This window comes from Sphingomonas sp. R1 (assembly GCF_025960285.1).
Taxonomy (GTDB): domain Bacteria; phylum Pseudomonadota; class Alphaproteobacteria; order Sphingomonadales; family Sphingomonadaceae; genus Sphingomonas.
Genome location: NZ_CP110111.1, coordinates 3,609,225 through 3,627,772 on the forward strand (window position 1 = coordinate 3,609,225; position 18,548 = coordinate 3,627,772).

19 protein-coding genes are annotated in these 18,548 nt (G+C 68.2%); 13 read left to right on the forward strand and 6 right to left on the reverse strand.

The genetic code is table 11. From position 1 onward, the window contains the following. The first annotated feature begins 2 nt into the window (after positions 1-2). Complete coding sequence (locus tag OIM94_RS17200; protein ID WP_264607878.1) at positions 3-1,208, forward strand: hypothetical protein; 1,206 nt, start codon at positions 3-5, stop codon at positions 1,206-1,208. A gap of 18 nt (positions 1,209-1,226) precedes the next feature. On the opposite strand, the gene OIM94_RS17205 is transcribed toward OIM94_RS17200, so the two are convergent. Further along, positions 1,227-1,532 carry a hypothetical protein gene (locus tag OIM94_RS17205; protein WP_264607879.1) on the reverse strand — a complete coding sequence of 102 codons (306 nt, stop codon included), beginning with the start codon at positions 1,530-1,532 and terminating at the stop codon, positions 1,227-1,229. A 243-nt stretch (positions 1,533-1,775) separates the two neighbouring features. Between OIM94_RS17205 and nirB the strand changes: the two genes are divergently transcribed. The 12 genes from nirB (at position 1,776) to der (ending at position 15,131) form a co-directional block, all read left to right on the forward strand. After that, complete coding sequence (gene nirB / locus OIM94_RS17210; RefSeq protein WP_264607880.1) at positions 1,776-4,277, forward strand: nitrite reductase large subunit NirB; 2,502 nt, start codon at positions 1,776-1,778, stop codon at positions 4,275-4,277. Between the two features lie 5 nt (positions 4,278-4,282). Beyond that, on the forward strand, positions 4,283-4,609 hold the full coding sequence (nirD, locus tag OIM94_RS17215) for a nitrite reductase small subunit NirD (protein ID WP_264607881.1): 327 nt from the start codon (positions 4,283-4,285) through the stop codon (positions 4,607-4,609). A 10-nt stretch (positions 4,610-4,619) separates the two neighbouring features. After that, positions 4,620-7,199, forward strand: a complete 2,580-nt coding sequence (locus tag OIM94_RS17220) for a nitrate reductase (protein ID WP_264607882.1) — start codon at positions 4,620-4,622, stop codon at positions 7,197-7,199. Next, complete coding sequence (cobA, locus tag OIM94_RS17225) at positions 7,192-7,998, forward strand: uroporphyrinogen-III C-methyltransferase (protein WP_264607883.1); 807 nt, start codon at positions 7,192-7,194, stop codon at positions 7,996-7,998. Before OIM94_RS17220 ends, cobA begins: the two co-directional genes overlap by 8 nt. 68 nt (positions 7,999-8,066) lie before the next feature. Beyond that, positions 8,067-9,335, forward strand: a complete 1,269-nt coding sequence (locus OIM94_RS17230; RefSeq protein ID WP_264607884.1) for a YceI family protein — start codon at positions 8,067-8,069, stop codon at positions 9,333-9,335. A gap of 5 nt (positions 9,336-9,340) precedes the next feature. Continuing rightward, positions 9,341-9,745: a GNAT family acetyltransferase gene (locus OIM94_RS17235; RefSeq protein ID WP_264607885.1), complete on the forward strand. Its 405-nt coding sequence runs from the start codon at positions 9,341-9,343 to the stop codon at positions 9,743-9,745. 7 nt (positions 9,746-9,752) lie between these two features. After that, on the forward strand, positions 9,753-10,100 hold the full coding sequence (locus tag OIM94_RS17240; RefSeq protein WP_264607886.1) for an ArsC family reductase: 348 nt from the start codon (positions 9,753-9,755) through the stop codon (positions 10,098-10,100). A gap of 138 nt (positions 10,101-10,238) precedes the next feature. Further along, entirely contained in the window at positions 10,239-10,616 is a 378-nt protein-coding gene (locus OIM94_RS17245; RefSeq protein ID WP_264607887.1) for a hypothetical protein, read from the forward strand. Positions 10,617-10,665: 49 nt separating this feature from the next. Then, on the forward strand, positions 10,666-11,526 hold the full coding sequence (gene panB, locus OIM94_RS17250; protein ID WP_264607888.1) for a 3-methyl-2-oxobutanoate hydroxymethyltransferase: 861 nt from the start codon (positions 10,666-10,668) through the stop codon (positions 11,524-11,526). A 73-nt stretch (positions 11,527-11,599) separates the two neighbouring features. After that, the gene (locus OIM94_RS17255; RefSeq protein ID WP_264607889.1) at positions 11,600-12,313 is read left to right on the forward strand and encodes a tetratricopeptide repeat protein; all 714 of its coding nucleotides are present in this window, start codon (positions 11,600-11,602) and stop codon (positions 12,311-12,313) included. Next, positions 12,310-13,641: a PQQ-like beta-propeller repeat protein gene (locus OIM94_RS17260; RefSeq protein WP_264607890.1), complete on the forward strand. Its 1,332-nt coding sequence runs from the start codon at positions 12,310-12,312 to the stop codon at positions 13,639-13,641. The genes OIM94_RS17255 and OIM94_RS17260 overlap by 4 nt, the downstream gene beginning before the upstream one ends. Before the next feature lie 122 nt (positions 13,642-13,763). Continuing rightward, complete coding sequence (gene der / locus OIM94_RS17265; protein ID WP_264607891.1) at positions 13,764-15,131, forward strand: ribosome biogenesis GTPase Der; 1,368 nt, start codon at positions 13,764-13,766, stop codon at positions 15,129-15,131. A gap of 166 nt (positions 15,132-15,297) precedes the next feature. On the opposite strand, the gene bfr is transcribed toward der, so the two are convergent. From bfr to OIM94_RS17290, 5 genes are all read right to left on the reverse strand, one after another. Beyond that, positions 15,298-15,780, reverse strand: a complete 483-nt coding sequence (gene bfr / locus OIM94_RS17270) for a bacterioferritin (protein WP_168844377.1) — start codon at positions 15,778-15,780, stop codon at positions 15,298-15,300. A gap of 86 nt (positions 15,781-15,866) precedes the next feature. Then, positions 15,867-16,037 (reverse strand): bacterioferritin-associated ferredoxin, encoded by a 171-nt coding sequence (locus OIM94_RS17275; RefSeq protein WP_264607892.1) that lies wholly within the window; start codon positions 16,035-16,037, stop codon positions 15,867-15,869. Between the two features lie 38 nt (positions 16,038-16,075). Next, the gene (locus OIM94_RS17280; protein WP_264607893.1) at positions 16,076-17,314 is read right to left on the reverse strand and encodes a DUF418 domain-containing protein; all 1,239 of its coding nucleotides are present in this window, start codon (positions 17,312-17,314) and stop codon (positions 16,076-16,078) included. A 55-nt stretch (positions 17,315-17,369) separates the two neighbouring features. Further along, a complete protein-coding gene (locus OIM94_RS17285) occupies positions 17,370-18,023 on the reverse strand; it encodes a nitroreductase family protein (protein WP_264607894.1) in 654 nt (217 codons plus the stop codon). Between the two features lie 81 nt (positions 18,024-18,104). Further along, a complete protein-coding gene (locus tag OIM94_RS17290; protein ID WP_264607895.1) occupies positions 18,105-18,515 on the reverse strand; it encodes a hypothetical protein in 411 nt (136 codons plus the stop codon). Positions 18,516-18,548: the final 33 nt, after the last annotated feature.

Consider the following 18,548-nt stretch of genomic DNA (forward strand, 5'->3'; position numbering starts at 1 on the left):
GCATGCGTTTGTGGATCACCGCGGCTGCGGCTCTTGCCGGTGCCGTCCCGGCATGGGCGCAGGACGTCACCCTCAAGCCGCTCGTCGAGGCGCGGACGCGGTACGAGCATGTCGATCAGGACGGCCTCGGCTCGGCCTCCGACGCGGTGACGATTCGCGTGCGCGCCGGTGTGGAGGCTACGCGCGGTGCCTGGTCGGTGCTCGGCGAGGCGCAGGGCAATCTTGCCGTCGTCGACAACTATTATGACGGGCTGCACGGCATCGCCGACCGGCCGGTGATCGGCGATCCCGAAAATGCTGCGATCTATCGTGCGCAGATCCGCTACCGGTCGCAGCCGTTCACGGTCACCGCCGGGCGGCAGCGCATCACGCTGGACGACGAACGTTTTGTCGGCGGCGCGGGGTTTCGCAACAACGGGCAGACCTATGATGCGGTGCGTACCGAAATCGTGCCGCTGAAGGGCGTGAAGCTGGACCTGACCTATGCCTGGAACGTGCGCACCGTCTGGGGCAGCGACGGGCGCGGTTTCCGGCAGCGCGGGGTCTCCGGCAACAATGTGTTCGCCAATCTCTCCGCGGTGACGCCGATCGGCACGCTCACCGGCTTCACCTATCTGGTGGATCAGGACGAGGCGGCGGTGCAGGGCTATCGCCTCTCGAACCAGAATTACGGGGTGCGGCTGGCGGGTGCGCGCCCGATCGCGCCGGGGGTGAAGTTCAACTACCAGGTCAGCTACGCCCGCCAGTCCGACTATCACCGCAACCCGAACCGCTACCGGGCGGATTACTGGCTGGCCGACGGTGCGCTGGACGTCGGCAACTGGACGCTGAACGCCGGCTATGAGGTGCTCGGCGCCGGCAACGGCACGGCGTTCACCAGCTTCCAGACGCCGCTCGGCAGCGTGTTCAAGTTCCAGGGCTGGGCGGACAAGTTCACCACCACCCCGCCGAACGGCCTGCACGATCTGTATGTCGGTGGCAGCCACAGCTGGAAGAAGATCGGCCGGATCGACCTGATCTCGTTCCAGGCGCTGTACCACCGCTTCCAGAGCGACCGGCTGGATCAGCATTATGGCGACGTGGTCAATCTGCTCGCCACGGTGAAGGTGAAGAAGACCGCCATTTCGGCGCGCTACGCCCGCTACGAGGCGGACCGGTTCGCGACGGAAACCACCAAAATGTGGCTCCAGCTGGACTGGACCTACTGACCGCGCGGCAGCGGCACCTCACTCCAGATCGCGCGCGTCATAGTCGATGAAGCGACGGCCGGTCCTGCGCCGGTGCCGGGCGCGCAGCCACAGGAACGCATAGAAGAGCAGCGCGGGGATCGTTGCGAGCGGCGTGTAGTCCAACGGCACGCCGTGCTCGATCAACAGTCCCAGGATCAGGGCCGTGCCCGGAATGGCGACGCGGCCCCAGGAAAGCCATAGCTGCAGATCCTGATCCGATCGGAACGGGGCGGGCTGTCGTTCGGCGCCCGCCTGGCGCCCGGTATCCAGGGATCGCGCCCAGCGCGGAGGATGCGGCTTCATCCGTTGGGCGGTAGATCGGCGGCCCTGTCGGCGCCAGTGCGGCAACATACCGGAATCGCTTGAGCATGGGGGCGAATCGGGGTACGCTGCACCGCAGAAGGACAAGGCTGTCCTTCCCCAATAGCCGCACCGGCCCGACGATGGGCAAGGCGCGGTCTCGTTGATGGCAAAGCCGCCATCCAGCACTCGGTTCTCGTGAACCGGATGCCGGATGGCGGCTTTTTTCGTTTTGGAGCGAAGCGGATGGAGTTTCTCGACCCCGGCACCCCCCTGGCCGACGACAGCCCCGCACAGGCGGGGGAACCGGTCGTCGCCTGTGCGCACCTCGTCGTCATCGGCAACGGCATGGCCGGCTGCCGCGCGGTGGAGGAACTGCTCGCCCGTGACGGCACGCGCTTCCGCATCACCATTTTCGGCGCCGAGCCACATGTGAACTACAATCGGATCATGCTCTCCCCGGTGCTGGCGGGCGAGAAGACGTTCCAGGAGATCGTGATCAACGATACCGACTGGTATGCCCGGCACGGCATCGAGCTTGTCGCCGGCGATCCGGTGGTGGCGATCGACCGCACTGCGCGCACCGTCACCGCGCGCTCGGGACGCATCACCGGCTATGACAAGCTGCTGATCGCCACTGGCTCCGATCCTTTCCTCATCCCGGTGCCCGGACACGACCTGCCCGGCGTGATCAGTTTCCGCGACATGGCCGATGTCGATGCCATGCTGGCAGCGGCGAACGGCGGCGGCGACGCGGTGGTGATCGGCGGCGGGCTGCTCGGGCTGGAGGCGGCGCACGGCCTCTCCCTGCGCGGGATGAAGGTCACGGTGCTCCACCTGATGCCGACGCTGATGGAACGGCAGCTGGACGAAGCAGCGGGCTGGCTGCTCAAGTCGGCGCTGGAGGCGCGCGGCCAGACGATCCTCACCGGCGCCGACACGGCCGCGATCCTCGGCACGGACAAGGTGGAGGGCGTGCAGCTGAAGGACGGCCGCGTGATCCCGGCCAAGCTGGTGGTGATGGCGGTCGGCATCCGTCCCTCGGTCCGGCTCGCCCGCGAAGCGGGGCTGGCGGTCGGGCGCGGCATCCAGGTCGACAATCATATGGTTACCAGTGATGCCAATATCCTCGCGGTCGGCGAGTGCGTCGAGCATGACGGGCAATGCTACGGCCTGGTCGCGCCGTTGTGGGACATGTGCCGCAGTCTGGCGGACGGGCTGGTGGCGCGCGCCAATCCCTATCGCGGCTCGGTCACCTCGACCAAGCTCAAGGTCGCCGGGCTCGACGTGTTCTCGGCCGGCGACTTCTCCGGCGGCGAGGGCTGCGAGGACATCGTCCTGCGCGATGCGGCACGCGGCATCTACAAGCGGGTGGTGCTGAAGGACGACCGCATCGTCGGTGCGGTGCTGTTCGGCGATACCGGCGACGGTGGCTGGTATTTCGATCTGCTGAAGAAGGGCGAGGACGTCGCCCCCATTCGCGACGTGCTGATCTACGGCCAGGTCTTCGCCTCGGGAGGGGGGCAGGCGGACCCTAAGGCGGCCGTTGCGGCGCTCTCGGAGGATGCCGAGATCTGCGGTTGCAACGGCGTTTCCAAGGGCCAGGTGGTCGCGACGATCAACGGCGGCGCGTGCAGCCTCGATGCGGTGCGGGCGGGCTGCAAGGCCTCGGCCAGCTGCGGATCGTGCACCGGCATCGTCGAGCAGCTGCTCGCGTTGACGCTGGGGGAAGACGGTGTTCAGGCCGGCCCCAAGACGATGTGCAAATGCACCAGCTACGGCCATGACGAGGTGCGCCGTGCGATCGTCGCGCAGGGCATGAAAGCCATCCCGGAGGTGATGCAGACGCTGCACTGGTCGACGCCCGACGGCTGTTCCTCCTGCCGCCCGGCGCTCAACTATTACCTGCTCTGCGCGTGGCCGGGGGAGTATGTCGACGACCAGCAGAGCCGCTTCGTCAACGAGCGGTTGCACGCCAACATCCAGAAGGACGGCACCTATTCGGTGGTCCCGCGCATGTGGGGCGGGGTGACCACGCCCGGCGAGCTGCGTGCGATCGCCGATGTGGTGGAGAAGTACAATGCGCCGATGGTGAAGGTCACCGGCGGCCAGCGGCTGGATATCTTCGGCATCCGCAAGGAGGATCTGCCCGCCGTCTGGGCCGATCTCAATGCGGCCGGCATGGTCTCGGGCCATGCCTATGCCAAGGCGCTGCGCACGGTGAAGACGTGCGTGGGTTCCGAATGGTGCCGCTTCGGCACGCAGGATTCCACCGGATTGGGCATCAAGCTGGAGCGAGGTTTCTGGGGCAGCTGGATGCCGCACAAGTTCAAGATGGCGGTCTCCGGCTGTCCGCGAAACTGCGCCGAGGCGACGATCAAGGACTTCGGCGTGGTGTGCGTGGACTCCGGCTACGAGCTGCATGTCGGCGGCAATGGCGGCATTCACGTCCGCGCGACCGACCTGCTGGTGAAGGTCACGACCGAAGAGGAGGCGATGCACTACGCCGCGGCCTTCGTGCAGCTCTACCGCGAGGAGGCGCGCTATCTGGAGCGCACCGCGCCGTGGATCGAGCGGGTGGGGCTCGCCTATGTGAAGGCCCGCGTCGTGGAACACGAAGCGGGGCGCGACGCGCTCGCCGCGCGCTTCTGGCATTCGCAATCCTTCAGCCAGGACGATCCCTGGGCCGAGCGCGTCGCCGGCGCCGATGCCAGCCTGCACCAGCCCCTTCTTGCCGCTGCGGAGTAAGCCCCATGACCGACTGGATCGATATCGGCACGCTTGCCGATCTGCCGCTGCGGGGCAGCCGTACCCTCACGCTGGGCGGCGCGCCGGTGGCGGTGTTCCGCACCCATGACGACCAGGTCTTCGCGCTGATCGACCGCTGCCCGCACAAGGGCGGGCCGCTGAGCGCGGGGATCGTCCACGGCCATGCGGTGGCCTGCCCGCTGCACAATATGCGGATCGCGCTCGCGACCGGCGCCGCCCTGGGCGAGGATGCCGGCTGCACGCCCGTGGTGCCGGTGCGGCTGGAGGGCGAGCGGATCCTCCTCGCCAGCCCGGTGCGGGCGGCGGCGTGAGGGAGGGTCTGTGACGGTCCAAACCACCTGCGCCTATTGCGGCGTCGGCTGCGGCATCCGCGCCACCGTCACCGGCGCGCGCGCGGTGCGGATCGAGGGCGATCCCGCGCACCCTGCCAATCGCGGCCGGCTCTGCTCCAAGGGCACACATCTCGGCGAGACGATCGGGCTTGAGGGCCGCTTGCTCCACCCGATGATCGGCGACCGCCGCGCCAGCTGGGACAAGGCGCTCGATCTCGTCGCCCGCCGCTTCCGTGAGGCGATTGCCGAGCATGGTCCGGACAGCGTCGCCTTCTACGTTTCGGGCCAGTTGCTCACCGAGGATTATTACGTCGCCAACAAGCTGATGAAGGGCTTTATCGGCTCGGCGAACATCGACACCAATTCGCGGCTCTGCATGTCGAGCGCGGTGGCCGGGCACCTGCGCGCGTTCGGCGAGGATGTGGTGGCGGGGAGCTATGCCGATCTCGATGCGGCCGACCTGATCGTGCTGGTCGGCTCGAACACCGCCTGGTGCCACCCGGTGGTCTATCAGCGGATCATGGCGGCACGCGCCGAGCGCGGCACGAAGCTGGTGGTCATCGATCCACGTCGCACCGAGACAGCCGAAGAGGCGGACCTGCACCTGGCCCTGCGTCCCGGCAGCGATGTGGCGCTGTTCAACGGCCTGCTCGCATACTGCCGCGCCGAGGGACTGGCCGACGCCGCCAATCTCGACGTGCCCGGCGGTTTCTGGGAAGCGCTGGGGAAGGGGCACGACCTCTGGTCCACCGCCCAGACCTGCGACCTGTCGCCGGCGGACCTGCAGCGCTTCTACCAGCTGTTCGCGGCGCATCCGCGCACCGTCACGCTGTTCAGCCAGGGGATCAACCAGTCGATCCGCGGCACCGACCAGGTGAACGCGATTCTCAATCTCCACCTCGCCACCGGTCGGATCGGCACGACCGGCGCGGCGCCCTTCTCGATTACCGGCCAGCCCAATGCGATGGGCGGGCGCGAGGTGGGCGGGCTCGCCTCGACGCTGGCGGCGCATCGCGGCTTCGACGATCAGGACATCGCGGAAGTCGGCCGTTTCTGGGCCGCCGAGCGCATGGCGATCAGGCCGGGGCTCAAGGCCGTCGATCTGTTTCGCGCGGTGGGCGAGGGGCGGATCAAGGCGCTTTGGATCATGGCGACCAATCCCGCGGTGTCGATGCCCGACGCCGGCCGGGTGCGCGAGGCACTGGCGGCGTGCCCTTTCGTCGTCGTGTCGGACGTGGTCGCCGAGACGGACACCAGCGTGCACGCCCATGTCCGCCTGCCGGCCGCCGCCTGGGGGGAGAAGGATGGCACCGTCACCAATTCCGAACGGACGATCAGCCGCCAGCGCGCCTTCCTGCCGCTGCCGGGCGAGGCGAAGCCGGACTGGTGGATTGTCGCCCAGGTCGCGCGACACATGGGGTTCCGCACCGCCTTCGCCTATGATCGCCCGGCCGAGATCTGGCGCGAGCATGCCCGCCTGACCGCGTATCGCAACCAGGGCGCGCGGATGCTCGACCTCACGGCCAGGGCGGCGCTCGGCAATCACGACTACGACGCGATGGCGCCGTTCCAGTGGCGTGCTGCGCCCTTTGCGGACGGACGCTTTCCCACGCCCGGCGGCCGCGCGCGGCTGGTGGCGGTGGCGCAGCGGCCACTCGATCCGCCGCTGCGCGACTGGCCGATGACGCTCAACACCGGGCGCTATCGCGACCAGTGGCACACGATGACCCGCACCGGCCTGTCGCCCAGGCTCGCGCGCCATCGCGAGGAGCCGCTGGTCGAGATCCATCCCGAAGACGCCGCGGCACTGGCGCTGGCCGATGGCGCGCTGGCGCGGGTGGCGACGCCGCAGGGCGACAGCCTGTTTCGGGTTTCGCACCATCCCGGCCAACGCCGCGGCGAGCTGTTCACCCCGATTCACTGGACCGATCGTCAGTCCAGCGGCGGCCGCACCGGCTTGTTGCCGCGCGACCTTGCCGATCCGCATTCGGGCCAGCCGGGCTTCAAGCTCTCCCCCGCGCGGATCGAAGCGGTTTCGGTCGACTGGTGCGGATTCCTGATCGTGCACGGCGGTGCGCCGGCGCCCGATTGCCTGTGGGCGACGCGGGTGACGGTTCCCGGCGGGGCCCTCTACGAGTTGGCGGGAACCGGTGATCCCGCGGTGCTGGAGCGTGCCCTGCCGCGCGGCGAGCGTATCGAGGCGAGCGATCCGGGGCGCGGCACCCGGCGCATCGCGGTGCTGCGCGACGGGCGGCTGGCGGCGGTGCTGTTCGTCACGCGCGCCGGCGAGCTGCCGGGCCGCGACTGGCTGATCGCCCAGCTCGATACGCCGCAGGGACCGCCGGTGCTCGCCGGTCGCGCACCCGGCCGGTCATCGGACCGCGGGCCCGTGGTCTGCGCCTGCTTCGATGTCGGCCTGCACACCATCCTCGCCACGATCCGCGAGCAGCGCCTGGCCGATGTCGCCGCAATCGGCGCGGCGCTGGGGGCGGGCACCAATTGCGGATCATGCCGCCCGGCACTGGCCCGCATCCTCGCCGACACGCCCAAGGAGACCGCACATGGTTGAAGACTTTCCCGCAGGCAGCGTCTGGCTGGTCGGCGCCGGGCCGGGGGATCCCGAACTGCTCACCCGCAAGGCCGAGCGGCTGATCGGCGCGGCCAGCATGGTCTTCTACGATGCACTGGTGGGGCACGGCGTGCTCGACCTGATTCCGCCGGGCGTGCGGCGGGTGCCGGTCGGCAAGCGCGCAGGCCGCCATTCGAAGGACCAGGCATCGATCAACGACCTGCTCGTCGCCGCGGCACTGGCCGGCGAGCGGGTGGTGCGGTTGAAGGGGGGCGATCCCTCGATCTTCGGGCGTTCGATGGAGGAGATGGCGGCGCTGGCCGCCCGCGGCATCGGGGTGCGGATCTGCCCCGGCATCACCGCCGCCAGCGCCGCCGCAGCCTCGGCCGGCGTATCGCTCTCGCTGCGGGGCCTCGCCCGGCGGGTGCAGTTCGCCACCGCGCACAAGCGCGGGGATGCGCCGCTCGATCTGGACTGGACGGCGCTCGCCGATCCTGCCTGCACCACGATCTTCTACATGGGGCGCGGCGCTGCGGACGAGATCAGCCGCCGGCTGATCGCGGCGGGTCTTCCGGGCAGCACGCCGGTGCTGGTCGCCAGCGACATCAGCCTGCCCGCCGAGCGGTTGCTGCACAGCCGGCTGGATCTGCTGCCGCTCGCCGCGCGGGCGATCACCGAGGATCAGCCCACGCTCATCCTGGTCGGCGCCGCGGTTGCGCCCCCGCCGGCCCGGGGCGGCGGGGCCCGCACCGGAACGCTGGGTTTCCGGGAAGCGCTATTGCGCGAAGCCGGGCGGTGAACGCACCTTGCTCGTTGCGGCAGCGATTCGGCGTGCGGATCCGCTGCCTGCGAGAAGCGAGGTGAGACGTGGCGAAGTTGACGGAACGCTATAGCGGGATCGCGATCCTGCTGCATTGGGCGCTGGCCCTGCTGCTGCTCTTCCAGCTCGGTCTCGGCTGGGCGCTGGAGGATCTGCCCAATGCCACGCGGTTCACCGCTTTCCAGTTCCACAAGTCTGTCGGCATCCTGATCCTCGTCCTGTCGCTCGCGCGCTTGCTGGTACGGCTGGCGGTGCCGCGCCCGGCGGCGGCGGAAGGGGCGCCGGCGGTGAAGCTGCTTGCCGGTGCGGTGCACTGGCTGCTCTACGGCGTGATGATTCTGGGGCCGCTGACCGGCTGGATCATCGTCTCGACCGCGCGGGTGAAACTGCCGACGCTGCTCTTCGGCGTGGTGCCGCTGCCGCATCTGCCGGTAAGCCCGGCGCTCAACGTGCCGGCCGAGACGCTCCACGGCCTGATCGGCTGGCTGCTTGCAGGGCTGTTCCTGCTCCACGTCGCCGGTGCGCTCCGCCACCATCTGCTGCGCGATGACCTGATCGCGCGCATGATGCCCGCGGCCGTCGGTCGGCGACCGGCGCTCTCGATTGCGGTGGTCGTGGCGCTCGCCGCCTGCGTCGCGGCGTTCCTTACCGGGTCGTGGCGCTACCGCAGCCATGCCGAGACCCCGCTGCCGTCGCAGCCGCTGCCGAGCCCGGTATCCACGCCCGATGCGCCGCTCGCTGCAACGACCCCGGCGCCCGAGCCCGGTGCCAGCCCCACGCCGAGCCCGTCGCCCTCCGCTTCGGCTACCGACGCAGCGCTGCCGGTGCGCAGCTGGAAGCTGGTGCCGGGCGGAACGCTCGGCTTCCGCACGGTCTATAGCGGCGAAGCGATCAACGGCCGCTTCACCCGGTGGACGGCCGACATCCGGTTCAGCCCCGACGACCTTGCCCATTCGAAGATCGCGGTCGATGTCGACCTCGCCTCGGTCAGCAGCGGCGATTCCGAGCGCGACGATACGCTGAAGGGCGACGATTTCTTCGGCATCGCCGCGCATCCCAAGGCCCGCTTCACGGCCACCCGCATCCGCAAGCAGGGCAACGGCTATGTCGCTGACGGCACGCTCGATCTGGCGGGTGCAAGCCGCCCGGTACCGGTGCGCTTCACGCTCAAGATCGACGGCGACCACGCCCAGGCCAGCGGCACCGCGACGGTGCAGCGCCTGGCGTTCGGCGTCGGCAAGGGCCAGTGGAGCGACGCGAGCACGATCCCCGATGCGGTTGCCGTGACCTTCCGTTTCGCCGCCGACGCGACGTGAGCGCAATGCACGCGGCGACCGCCGCCGATCGCGAGGCGGTGATCGCGCTGTGGCACGCCGCCGGGCTCACCCGGCCGTGGAACGACCCTGGCGCGGACTTTGATCGCGCGGTGGCGGGGGTCGGGTCGACCATTCTGCTGCTGCGGGCGCAGGGCGTTCTGCTCGGCACCGCCATGGTCGGCGAGGACGGACATCGCGGCTGGGTCTATTATCTCGCGGTCACGGAGGCGGCGCGCGGGCAGGGGCATGGCCGGGCCCTGATGGCCGCGGCGGAAGCCTGGCTCCGCGCGCGAGGCTGCCCCAAGCTGCAGTTGATGGTCCGCGAGGGCAATGATGCGGCAATCGGTTTCTATCGCGCGTTGGGATTGGAGCCCCAGCCGGTTGTGACGCTCGGCCGTTTCCTCCACTAGGAAGCGCATGACGATCGCATTGTACGGCATCAAGAACTGCGACACGATGAAGAAGGCGCGGGCCTGGCTCGACGCCAATGCGGTCGCCTATGGGTTCCATGACTACAAGGTCGAGGGCATCGACCCGGCGCGGCTCGCGCGGTGGATCGAAGCAGAAGGCTGGGAGCCGCTGCTCAATCGCGCCGGTACCACCTTCCGCAAGCTGCCCGATGCCGACAAGGTCGATCTCGACTCGGCCAAGGCAAGCGCGCTGATGATCGCCCAGCCTTCGATGATCAAGCGGCCGGTGCTGGAATATCCGGGCGGGATTCTGATCGGATTCGCGGTGGAACGCTACGTCCGCGCGTTGCTCTGAGCGTGATATTTCTGAGACTTCGTGGTCTAAGCTCCGTGTTTATCCTAGATTAACATTGTAACAGACGCGGAATATTGGGTTCGCATGGCATCTTACATTCGACAACGACCGGCCAGCTGGTTCCGGACCGTCGCGACGATGCTCCTGCTTTGGGGGCTGCTCGGCTGCCTCCTTTTCTATGCCCATGCAACGCTCTCGCCGCAGCGCGCGATCGAGCCGGCCTTGTGGAATTGGGAATATTATCAGGCGGTTCCGCGCTGGTTCCTGGTCGATTACGCGATTGGCGTGGGGGCCAGTCTGCTGGGTTCGCTGGCGATGCTGCGCCGCTCGCGCAAGGCCAATATCCTCTACGTCGTGTCGCTGGCGGCGGTGATCGTGCAGTTCGGCTATCTTTTCGCCACCGGCATGGTGTCCGGGCCGATCCAGGCGTTCGTGATCCCGGTGTTCATCCTCGGCGTCGCGATCTTCCAGATCTGGCTCGCCGGCATGGCGACGCGGCGCGGCTGGATCCGCTAGACGCGCGCGGGCTGGCGGCCATCGTCGCGACCCGCTAGACCCCCGCGCCATGTCGCACCAGCTCACTCTCGATACCGCCACCAGTCGCGCCAATCCCACGCCCGCGCCGATGAAGCGCGTCACCGTGCCGGCCATCCGCAAGCGCAAGGGCGGCGAGCCGCTGGTGATGCTCACGGCCTATACCGTCCGCATGGCGCAGCTGATGGACGAGGCATGCGACATGCTGCTGGTCGGCGACAGCCTGGGCCAGGTGATCTACGGCCTGCCCTCCACCGTGCCGGTCACGCTAGAGATGATGGCGGCGCACGGTGCCGCGGTGGTGCGCGGCAGCTACCATGCGCTGGTCGTCATCGACATGCCGTTCGGCAGCTACGAAGCCTCGCCGCAGCAGGCGTTCGAAAGCGCGGCGCGGCTGCTCAAGGAAACCGGTGCCGCCGCGGTCAAGCTCGAGGGCGGCGCGGCGATGGCCCCGACGGTGAAGTTCCTCAACGAGCGGGGCATTCCGGTGATCGGCCATATCGGCCTGACCCCGCAGGCGATCAACGTGCTGGGCGGCTATGGCGCACGCGGCCGCAGCGAGGCGGAACATGCCAAGCTGGTCGGCGACGCCGTTGCGATGGACGAGGCGGGGGCCTTCGCGATCGTCGTCGAAGGGGTGGTCGAGCCGATCGCGGTGGAGATCACCCGCGCCGTGAAATGCCCGACGATCGGCATCGGCGCGTCGGCGCAGTGCGACGGCCAGGTGCTCGTGGCCGAGGACATGCTGGGCCTGTTCGAACGCACGCCGCGCTTCGTAAAGCGCTATGACGATCTGGCTGGCCGCATTTCCGCCGCGGTTGAAACCTATGCCGCCGAAGTACGGACCCGGGCCTTTCCGGGACCGGATCAGGTCTATGCGCCGAAGGACTGACGCAGTAGGGCGATTTGCGTTCCCCGGACGCGGCGCTAAGGTCCGCGGCCGCATCAGACCCATGGAGTAGATTTTGGCGCTTCCTCCTTCCGGCACCACCGACGAGGCCTTTCTTCGCGAAGTCGACGAGGAATATCGTCGTGACCAGCTGATCCGCGCCGGCCGTCGCTATGGCGTGTGGATCGCGGCGGGCGTCGTGGCGTTCCTGATCGCGGTTGCCGGTTGGCTCTATTACGATCACAGCCAGCGCACCGCCGCCGAAGCCCGCGGCGAGGAATATGACGCGGCGCTGCAGCTCGCCGCGCAGAACCAGCTGGGCCAGGCGACGCCGGCGCTCGACAAGCTCGCGCAGGGCAGCGACGGCTATGCCGCGATGGCGCGCTTCACCGAAGGCAATCTGCTCTTTCTCAAGGGCGACAAGAAGGCTGCGGCCGCCAAGTTCGCCAGCGTGGTGACCGATGCCAAGCTGGCCCAGCCGTTCCGCGATCTCGCGCTGGTCCGCCAGACCCAGGCCGAATTCGATACGCTGCAGCCGCAGGACGTGATCCAGCGGCTCGGCACCCTCGCCAACCCCGACTCGCCGTGGTTCGGGTCGGCCGGCGAGATGGTGGCCGCTGCCTATCTGAAGACCGGCAAGCGCGCCGAGGCCGCCAAGCTCTATCGCCAGCTGAGCGAGGCGGGCACCCGCGTGCCGGATTCGATCCGCGAGCGCACCGCCGATCTCGCCAAGACGCTTTCGGTCGCTCCGACGACGACCGCTCAGACCCAGGAAAAGCAAGCTAAATGAACACGAAGGTTCGCGTTGTAACGGCGGTGGCCGCGCTCGCGTTGGTGAGCGGCTGTGGAGTGTTCAAAGGCAGCGGCGGCAAGAAGACGCCGGTGCTGGGCGAGCGCGTGCCGATCCTGGTGACCGAGAACGACATCAGCGCCGACAAGACGCTCGCGGCCATCGAGGTGCAGTTGCCCGAGGCAGCGGTCAACGAGAGCTGGAGCCAGCCGGGCGGAAGCGCCAGCAAGGCAATGGGCCATCTGGCGCTGGGCGAGTCGCTGTCGCGCGTGTGGTCGCGCCAGGTCGCCAAGCCGTCGAAGAAGGAGCGGCTCGCCGCCTCGCCGGTGATCGCAGGCAACAAGCTGTTCGTGATCGACACCGGCGGCGTCGTCCATGCCATGGCCGCCGATACCGGCGCCGAGCTGTGGAAGGCCGGTACCGGGGGCGGCGCGGACAAGCGCAGCCGCGGCGCGCTGTTCGGCGGCGGCGTGAGCGTGGAGGGCGATCGCGTGTTCGCCACCAACGGCCTGGGCGACGTGGTCGCGCTGCAGGAGGCGGACGGCAAGGAAGTGTGGCGCAAGCGTCCCGGCGGGCCGCTGCGCGGCGCACCGACGCTCGCCAACGGCAATGTCTATGTGGTGACGCAGGACAACCAGCTGTTCGCGCTGACCCAGGACAAGGGCGAGATTTCCTGGACCGCCACGGCCAGCCTCGAATCGCAGGGCGTGTTCGGCGTTGCCGCGCCGGCCTCCGCGCAGGGCACCGTGATCGCCGGCTTCTCCTCGGGCGAGCTCAACGCCTATCGCTACGAAAATGGCCTGTCGCTGTGGGGCGACGTGCTGACCCGCAACACCATGACCACCTCGGTCTCGTCGCTGTCGGACATCGACGCCGAGCCGGTGATCGACCAGGGCCGCGTCTATGCGCTCGGCGAGGGCGGCCGGATGGTCGCGGTCGACATCACCAGCGGCTCGACGTTGTGGGAGCAGAGCATCGGTGGCCTCGCTTCGCCCTATGCGGCGGGCGAGTGGCTGTTCGTCGTCACCGACGATGCGCGCCTGCTGTGCCTCTCGCGCAGCAACGGCAAGCCGCGCTGGATCGTCCAGCTGCAGAAGTACAAGAACGAGAAGAAGCTGAAGAACCCGGTCGCCTGGAAGGGGCCGATCGCCGCCGGGGGCCGCCTGCTGCTGATCAACACGCTGGGCGATATCGTGTCGGTATCGCCGAAGGACGGCAGCGTGCTCTCCACCAAGGAGACCAAGGATCCGCTGTCGCTGGCGCCGGTGATCGCCAACAGCACGCTCTATCTGCTCGACGACAAGGGGCGCCTGACCGCCTATCGTTGAGCTTGCTGCCCCGGTTTCGTGCCGGGCAGACCAACCTGTGGGGGCCGGGGCGCAACGCTCCGGCCCCTGTCGTTTTTTCGGCGACTTTGCGTCGCCCTTCCTACTGCGTTAGAGAATTGATCATGCCTTTGCCCACCGTCGCCATCATCGGACGCCCCAATGTGGGCAAGTCGACGCTGTTCAACCGGCTGGTCGGAAAGCGCCTGGCGCTGGTCGACGACCAGCCCGGCGTCACCCGCGATCGCCGCGAGGGCGATGCCAATCTGCTCGGCCTCGAGTTTCGCGTGATCGACACCGCGGGCTATGAGGACGAGGATGCAGCGACGCTTCCCGGCCGGATGCGCGCGCAGACCGAGGCGGCGGTGCGCGAGGCGGACGTGTCGCTGTTCCTGATCGACTCGCGAGCGGGCGTGACGCCGCTGGACGAGGAAATCGCCCGCTGGCTGCGCTCGACCGACCGCCCGGTCGTGCTGATGGCGAACAAGGCCGAGGGCCGCGCCGGCGAGACCGGCGTGCTGGAAGCGATGGCGCTGGGCCTGGGCGATCCCATTCCCTTTTCGGCCGAGCATGGCGAAGGCGTGGTCGACCTGTTCGAGGCGCTGCTGCCGCATGTCGACCGCGACGAGGAAGCGCCCGAGGAAGATCCCGAGAGCCCCGATGCGCCGCTCAAGCTGGCGATCGTCGGCCGGCCGAATGCGGGCAAGTCGACGCTGGTCAATCGCATTCTCGGCGAGGATCGGATGATCACCGGGCCCGAGGCCGGCATCACCCGCGATTCGATCTCGATCGATTACGAATGGACCGATTTCGAGAACAAGCCGCGCAAGGTGCGCCTCGTCGATACCGCCGGGCTGCGCAAGAAGGCGCGTGTCGAGGAGAAGCTGGAAAAGCTTTCCGTCGCCGATACGCTGCGGTCGATCGACTTCGCCGAGGTGGTGGTGCTGTTGCTCGATGCGACCCGCGGGCTGGAGGTACAGGACCTCAAGATCGCCGATCGCGTGCTGCAGGAAGGCCGCGCGCTGATCATCGTCATGAACAAGTGGGACGTGGCGGAGAATGCCTCCAGCCTGTTCAACGGCGTGAAGGGGGCGCTGGAAGAGGGGCTGGCGCAGGTGAAGGGCGTGCCGCTGCTGACCGTTTCGGCGGTAACCGGCAAGGGGATCGACACGATGATGCGCGTCGCGTTCGAGACGCGCGAGGCGTGGTCGCGCCGCGTGTCGACCGGCCAGCTCAATCGCTGGTTCGAGCGCGCGATCGAAGCCAATCCGCCGCCCGCGCCCGGCGGCAAGCGGATCAAGCCGCGCTACGTCACGCAGAACAAGACGCGCCCGCCCAGCTTCGTGCTGTTCGGCACCCGCGTCGACCTGCTGCCGACCAGCTACCAGCGCTACCTGATCAACGGCCTGCGCCGCGAGTTCGACTTCGGCGCGGTGCCGGTGCGCCTCGTGCTGCGCGCGCCGAAGAACCCGTTCGACCGCGACAAGGCGTGAGGGGCGGGCAGTCTGCGACTGCCGCCCCCCGGCTCCCTTCGTCATTCCCGCGAAGGCGGGAGTCCAGCTGCCAGGACGTTCCGGCAAGAGCCTCGCCGACGAACTAATCCCCGCCTTCGCCGGGATGACGGCGTGGGGCGTGCGTTCGCCCGCAATCGGACGCCGATTACTCGGCTTCGGCGGGCTTGCTGTTGAGCTGGATGTAGTTTTCCAGGCCCATGCGCTCGATCATGTCGAACTGGCGCTCCAGCGTGTCGACATGTTCTTCCTCGCTCTCGAGGATCTTGAGGAACAGGTCGCGGCTGACAAAGTCGCGGACGCTCTCGCTGTGCTGGATGGCATCGCGGAGCACGGCGATCGCCTCCACTTCGAGCGCCAGATCCGCACGGAGCAGTTCCTCGACATTCTCGCCGATCCGCAGCCGGCCGAGCAGCTGGAAATTGGGCAGGCCGTCCAGGAACAGGATCCGCTCCGACAGCCAGTCGGCATGCTTCATCTCGTCGATTGATTCGTGCCGCTCGAACTCGGCGAGCTTCTGCACGCCCCAATGATCAAGCATGCGATAATGCAACCAATACTGGTTGATTGCCGTCAGTTCATTCTTGAGAACTTCGTTGAGATACTCGATGACTTTCGCATCACCCTTCATCGCGAAAAACTCCTTTCGGAGTCCTGCGTAGCGCGGATGATGTCAGAATAAAACCACGGAAAGCAGTGGTTTGTTACTTGCGAATGTCACGCAGCCGCGCGTTCCTCGGCAATGATGGCGCGGGCGAAGGGGACGCATTGCCCGCATTTCGCCTGGCAGCCCAGCGCGCGATAGGCCTGGCACGCACTCTGCGCACCCTTGCGGGCGACTTCCCGGACCTCACGCTCACGAAGGGCATTACACACGCACACAACCATCGGGAAATCCTCGAATCTCTCGCTGACTCCCTTTAGGGCTATTGCGAGCGACTTGCAAGGCTATTGCGAATGGGTTGCAGGCTGCGGCGTGCCAGGCTCCGCCAAAGCCATTCGAGCGGGCCATAGCGGAAGCGCTGCAGCCAAGGACGGGACCAGGCAAGCAGCAGCACCCAAACCGCGCCGACGATCGGGTAGAGCTGCCAGCGCGAAAGCTCGCCGAACCAGCCCAGGCCATAGCCATCGAACAGCAGCACGCAGACGATGCTGGTCGCGAGATAGTTCGAAAAGGCCATGCGGCCCGCCGCGGCCACCCGCGTCGTCAGCCAGCCGCCGGGGCGGGCGAGCAGCAGGATCAGGCAGGCCCAGCCGAGGATCATCGCGGGCCGCACCAAGGCCGGCAGGGTCACGCCGGCGGCAAGCACCGCGAACAGGCTGAATCCTTCGCCGATCTGCCAGCAGGCCAGCAGCAGATAGGCGGGCAGGGCGAGTGCCCAGCTGCGCAGCCACCAGCGAAGCAGGCGATCGCGGGGCCACGCGCCGGCGAGCAGCCCGCTGCGCAGCGCCGCCATGCCGAACAGCATGTAGCCGAGCGTCTCCCAGCCATAGAGGCTCAGCATCGCGATCGGGCTTCCGGCATATTCGGCGAAACGCTGCGCGACCAGTCCGGCATAGTCGCCGCGGTGCACCGCCAGTTCCGCCCCGATCCGGTCCGGCGGGGGCGTGCCGAAGGCGCCGACCAATGCGCCAACTTCGCCCTGCGCGCTGGCCGGGAGCAGCGATAACCGCCTGGCGTCATGGGCCAGCATCGCGAAGATCGCGGCGCTGGCCAGCACCAGCACCGCGCCCAGACTGACCAGCTTCGCCACGGGCAGGCGGCGCAGCGGATAGGCGATCATGCCGACCAGCGCATAGTGGGCGAGGATGTCGCCGTGCCAGACCAGCCACAGATGGGCGAGGCCGAACAGGAGCAGCCACCCCATGCGGGCATAATGCGCGCGTGCAGGGTCTAGCCCTGCGGCCTCGGCCGCATCCGTCACGATCAGCAGCGAGGCGCCGAACAGGAAGGAGAACAGGCCCCGCATCCGGCCGTCGAAGAACAGGAAGTTCACCAGCCACGCGGCAAGGTCGGCACCGTGCCAGCCGCCATAGGCGCGCGGGTTGAAATAGGCGGCCTCCGGCATCGCGAAGCCGACGATGTTGAGCAGCAGGATGCCGAGCAGCGCGGTACCGCGAACGAGATCGAGCGAAAGCAGGCGAGCGGGAATCGGGGTGGTCACCCGATCGACTTAGAGGCCGTTTGGAGCTTCGCGAAGGCGCGAATGCGCGGCGCGTTCAGAGCCAGCTGGCAATCTGGTCCAGCGGCTTGCGCACCAGCGCGGCGGCCGGCACCTCGGCATCGGCGGCGGGGTGGCCGACGACGATCATCATCACCGGCCGCTCATGCTCGGGACGGCGGCACAGGCGGTTGAGGAACCGCGCCGGCGTCGCGGTGTGGACCAGCGTGGCGAGACCCGCCAGGTGCAGCGTGGTCAGCAGCAGTCCGCAGGCGATGCTGACGCTTTCGGTCATGTGCGGATTGGGAAAGCGATCGGTTTCGGTCGCCTTGGTCTGGCCGAAGGCGATGAGAACCCAGGGTGCGGTTTCGAGATAAGGCTTTTCCGCGCGCGCGCCGAGATCGCGGAGCAGCCCCTGCCACTCGCTGCCGCCGATGCCGCCGTAGAAATTGCGCTCCTCTTCCTCCACCGCGACGCGCAGCGCGGTCTTCGCCCCGGGCGAGGAGATGGCGGCGAAGTGCCAGGGCTGGCGATTGGCGCCGCTGGGCGCGGTCCCTGCGGCGGCGATGGCGGTTTCGATCACCGCGCGCGGCACCGGCTTGTTCGAGAAGCTCCGGCAACTGTGTCGCAGGGCGACGCGCTCGCAGAATGCCACGGCATTCGCGATGCGTTCATGATCCGGCGTGGCGGGATCGGAGGGCCAGGGGCGCATCGGGGAGGTCATAGCAAGATCTGCGGCTAACCTCGCGCAAGACGATGCCGCTGTCCATTCGGTTGTTGTCCGGAAGTATGTCTAGAGCGGCATTGTTCCGCTGTCGATACGAGTACCGTGCGTCAGCTTGATGCCTGCCCATCCGCCGAGGGCGCAGCGATCGCGTTCGGTCCATCCCAGCGCGGCGGCAAGATCGGTCACGACTGCCGAATCGACCTCGCACCCGCCCTGGTCGGGCCAGGACACCCAGCAGAAGCCGTTGCTGGAGAGCAGCGAGCGCAGCGCCGCCAGTTCGCGCTCCAGCGGATCGCGCCGGGATGCGAACAAATGCACCCCCTGCACGCCGTCCGTCGCGCAGCCAAGTTCCTCCAGCGCCGCGCGTTCGGGTGCGATCGCGGCGCGGATCGGGGCCGGCATGTCGTGAAACCAGACGCGCATGCCGGGCTTGAAGCCCAGTCGTGCCGCCATCGGGGTGCTAGAACGCTGTTCCATGACTGCCCTCCGCTGCGAACAGTGTACGGCATG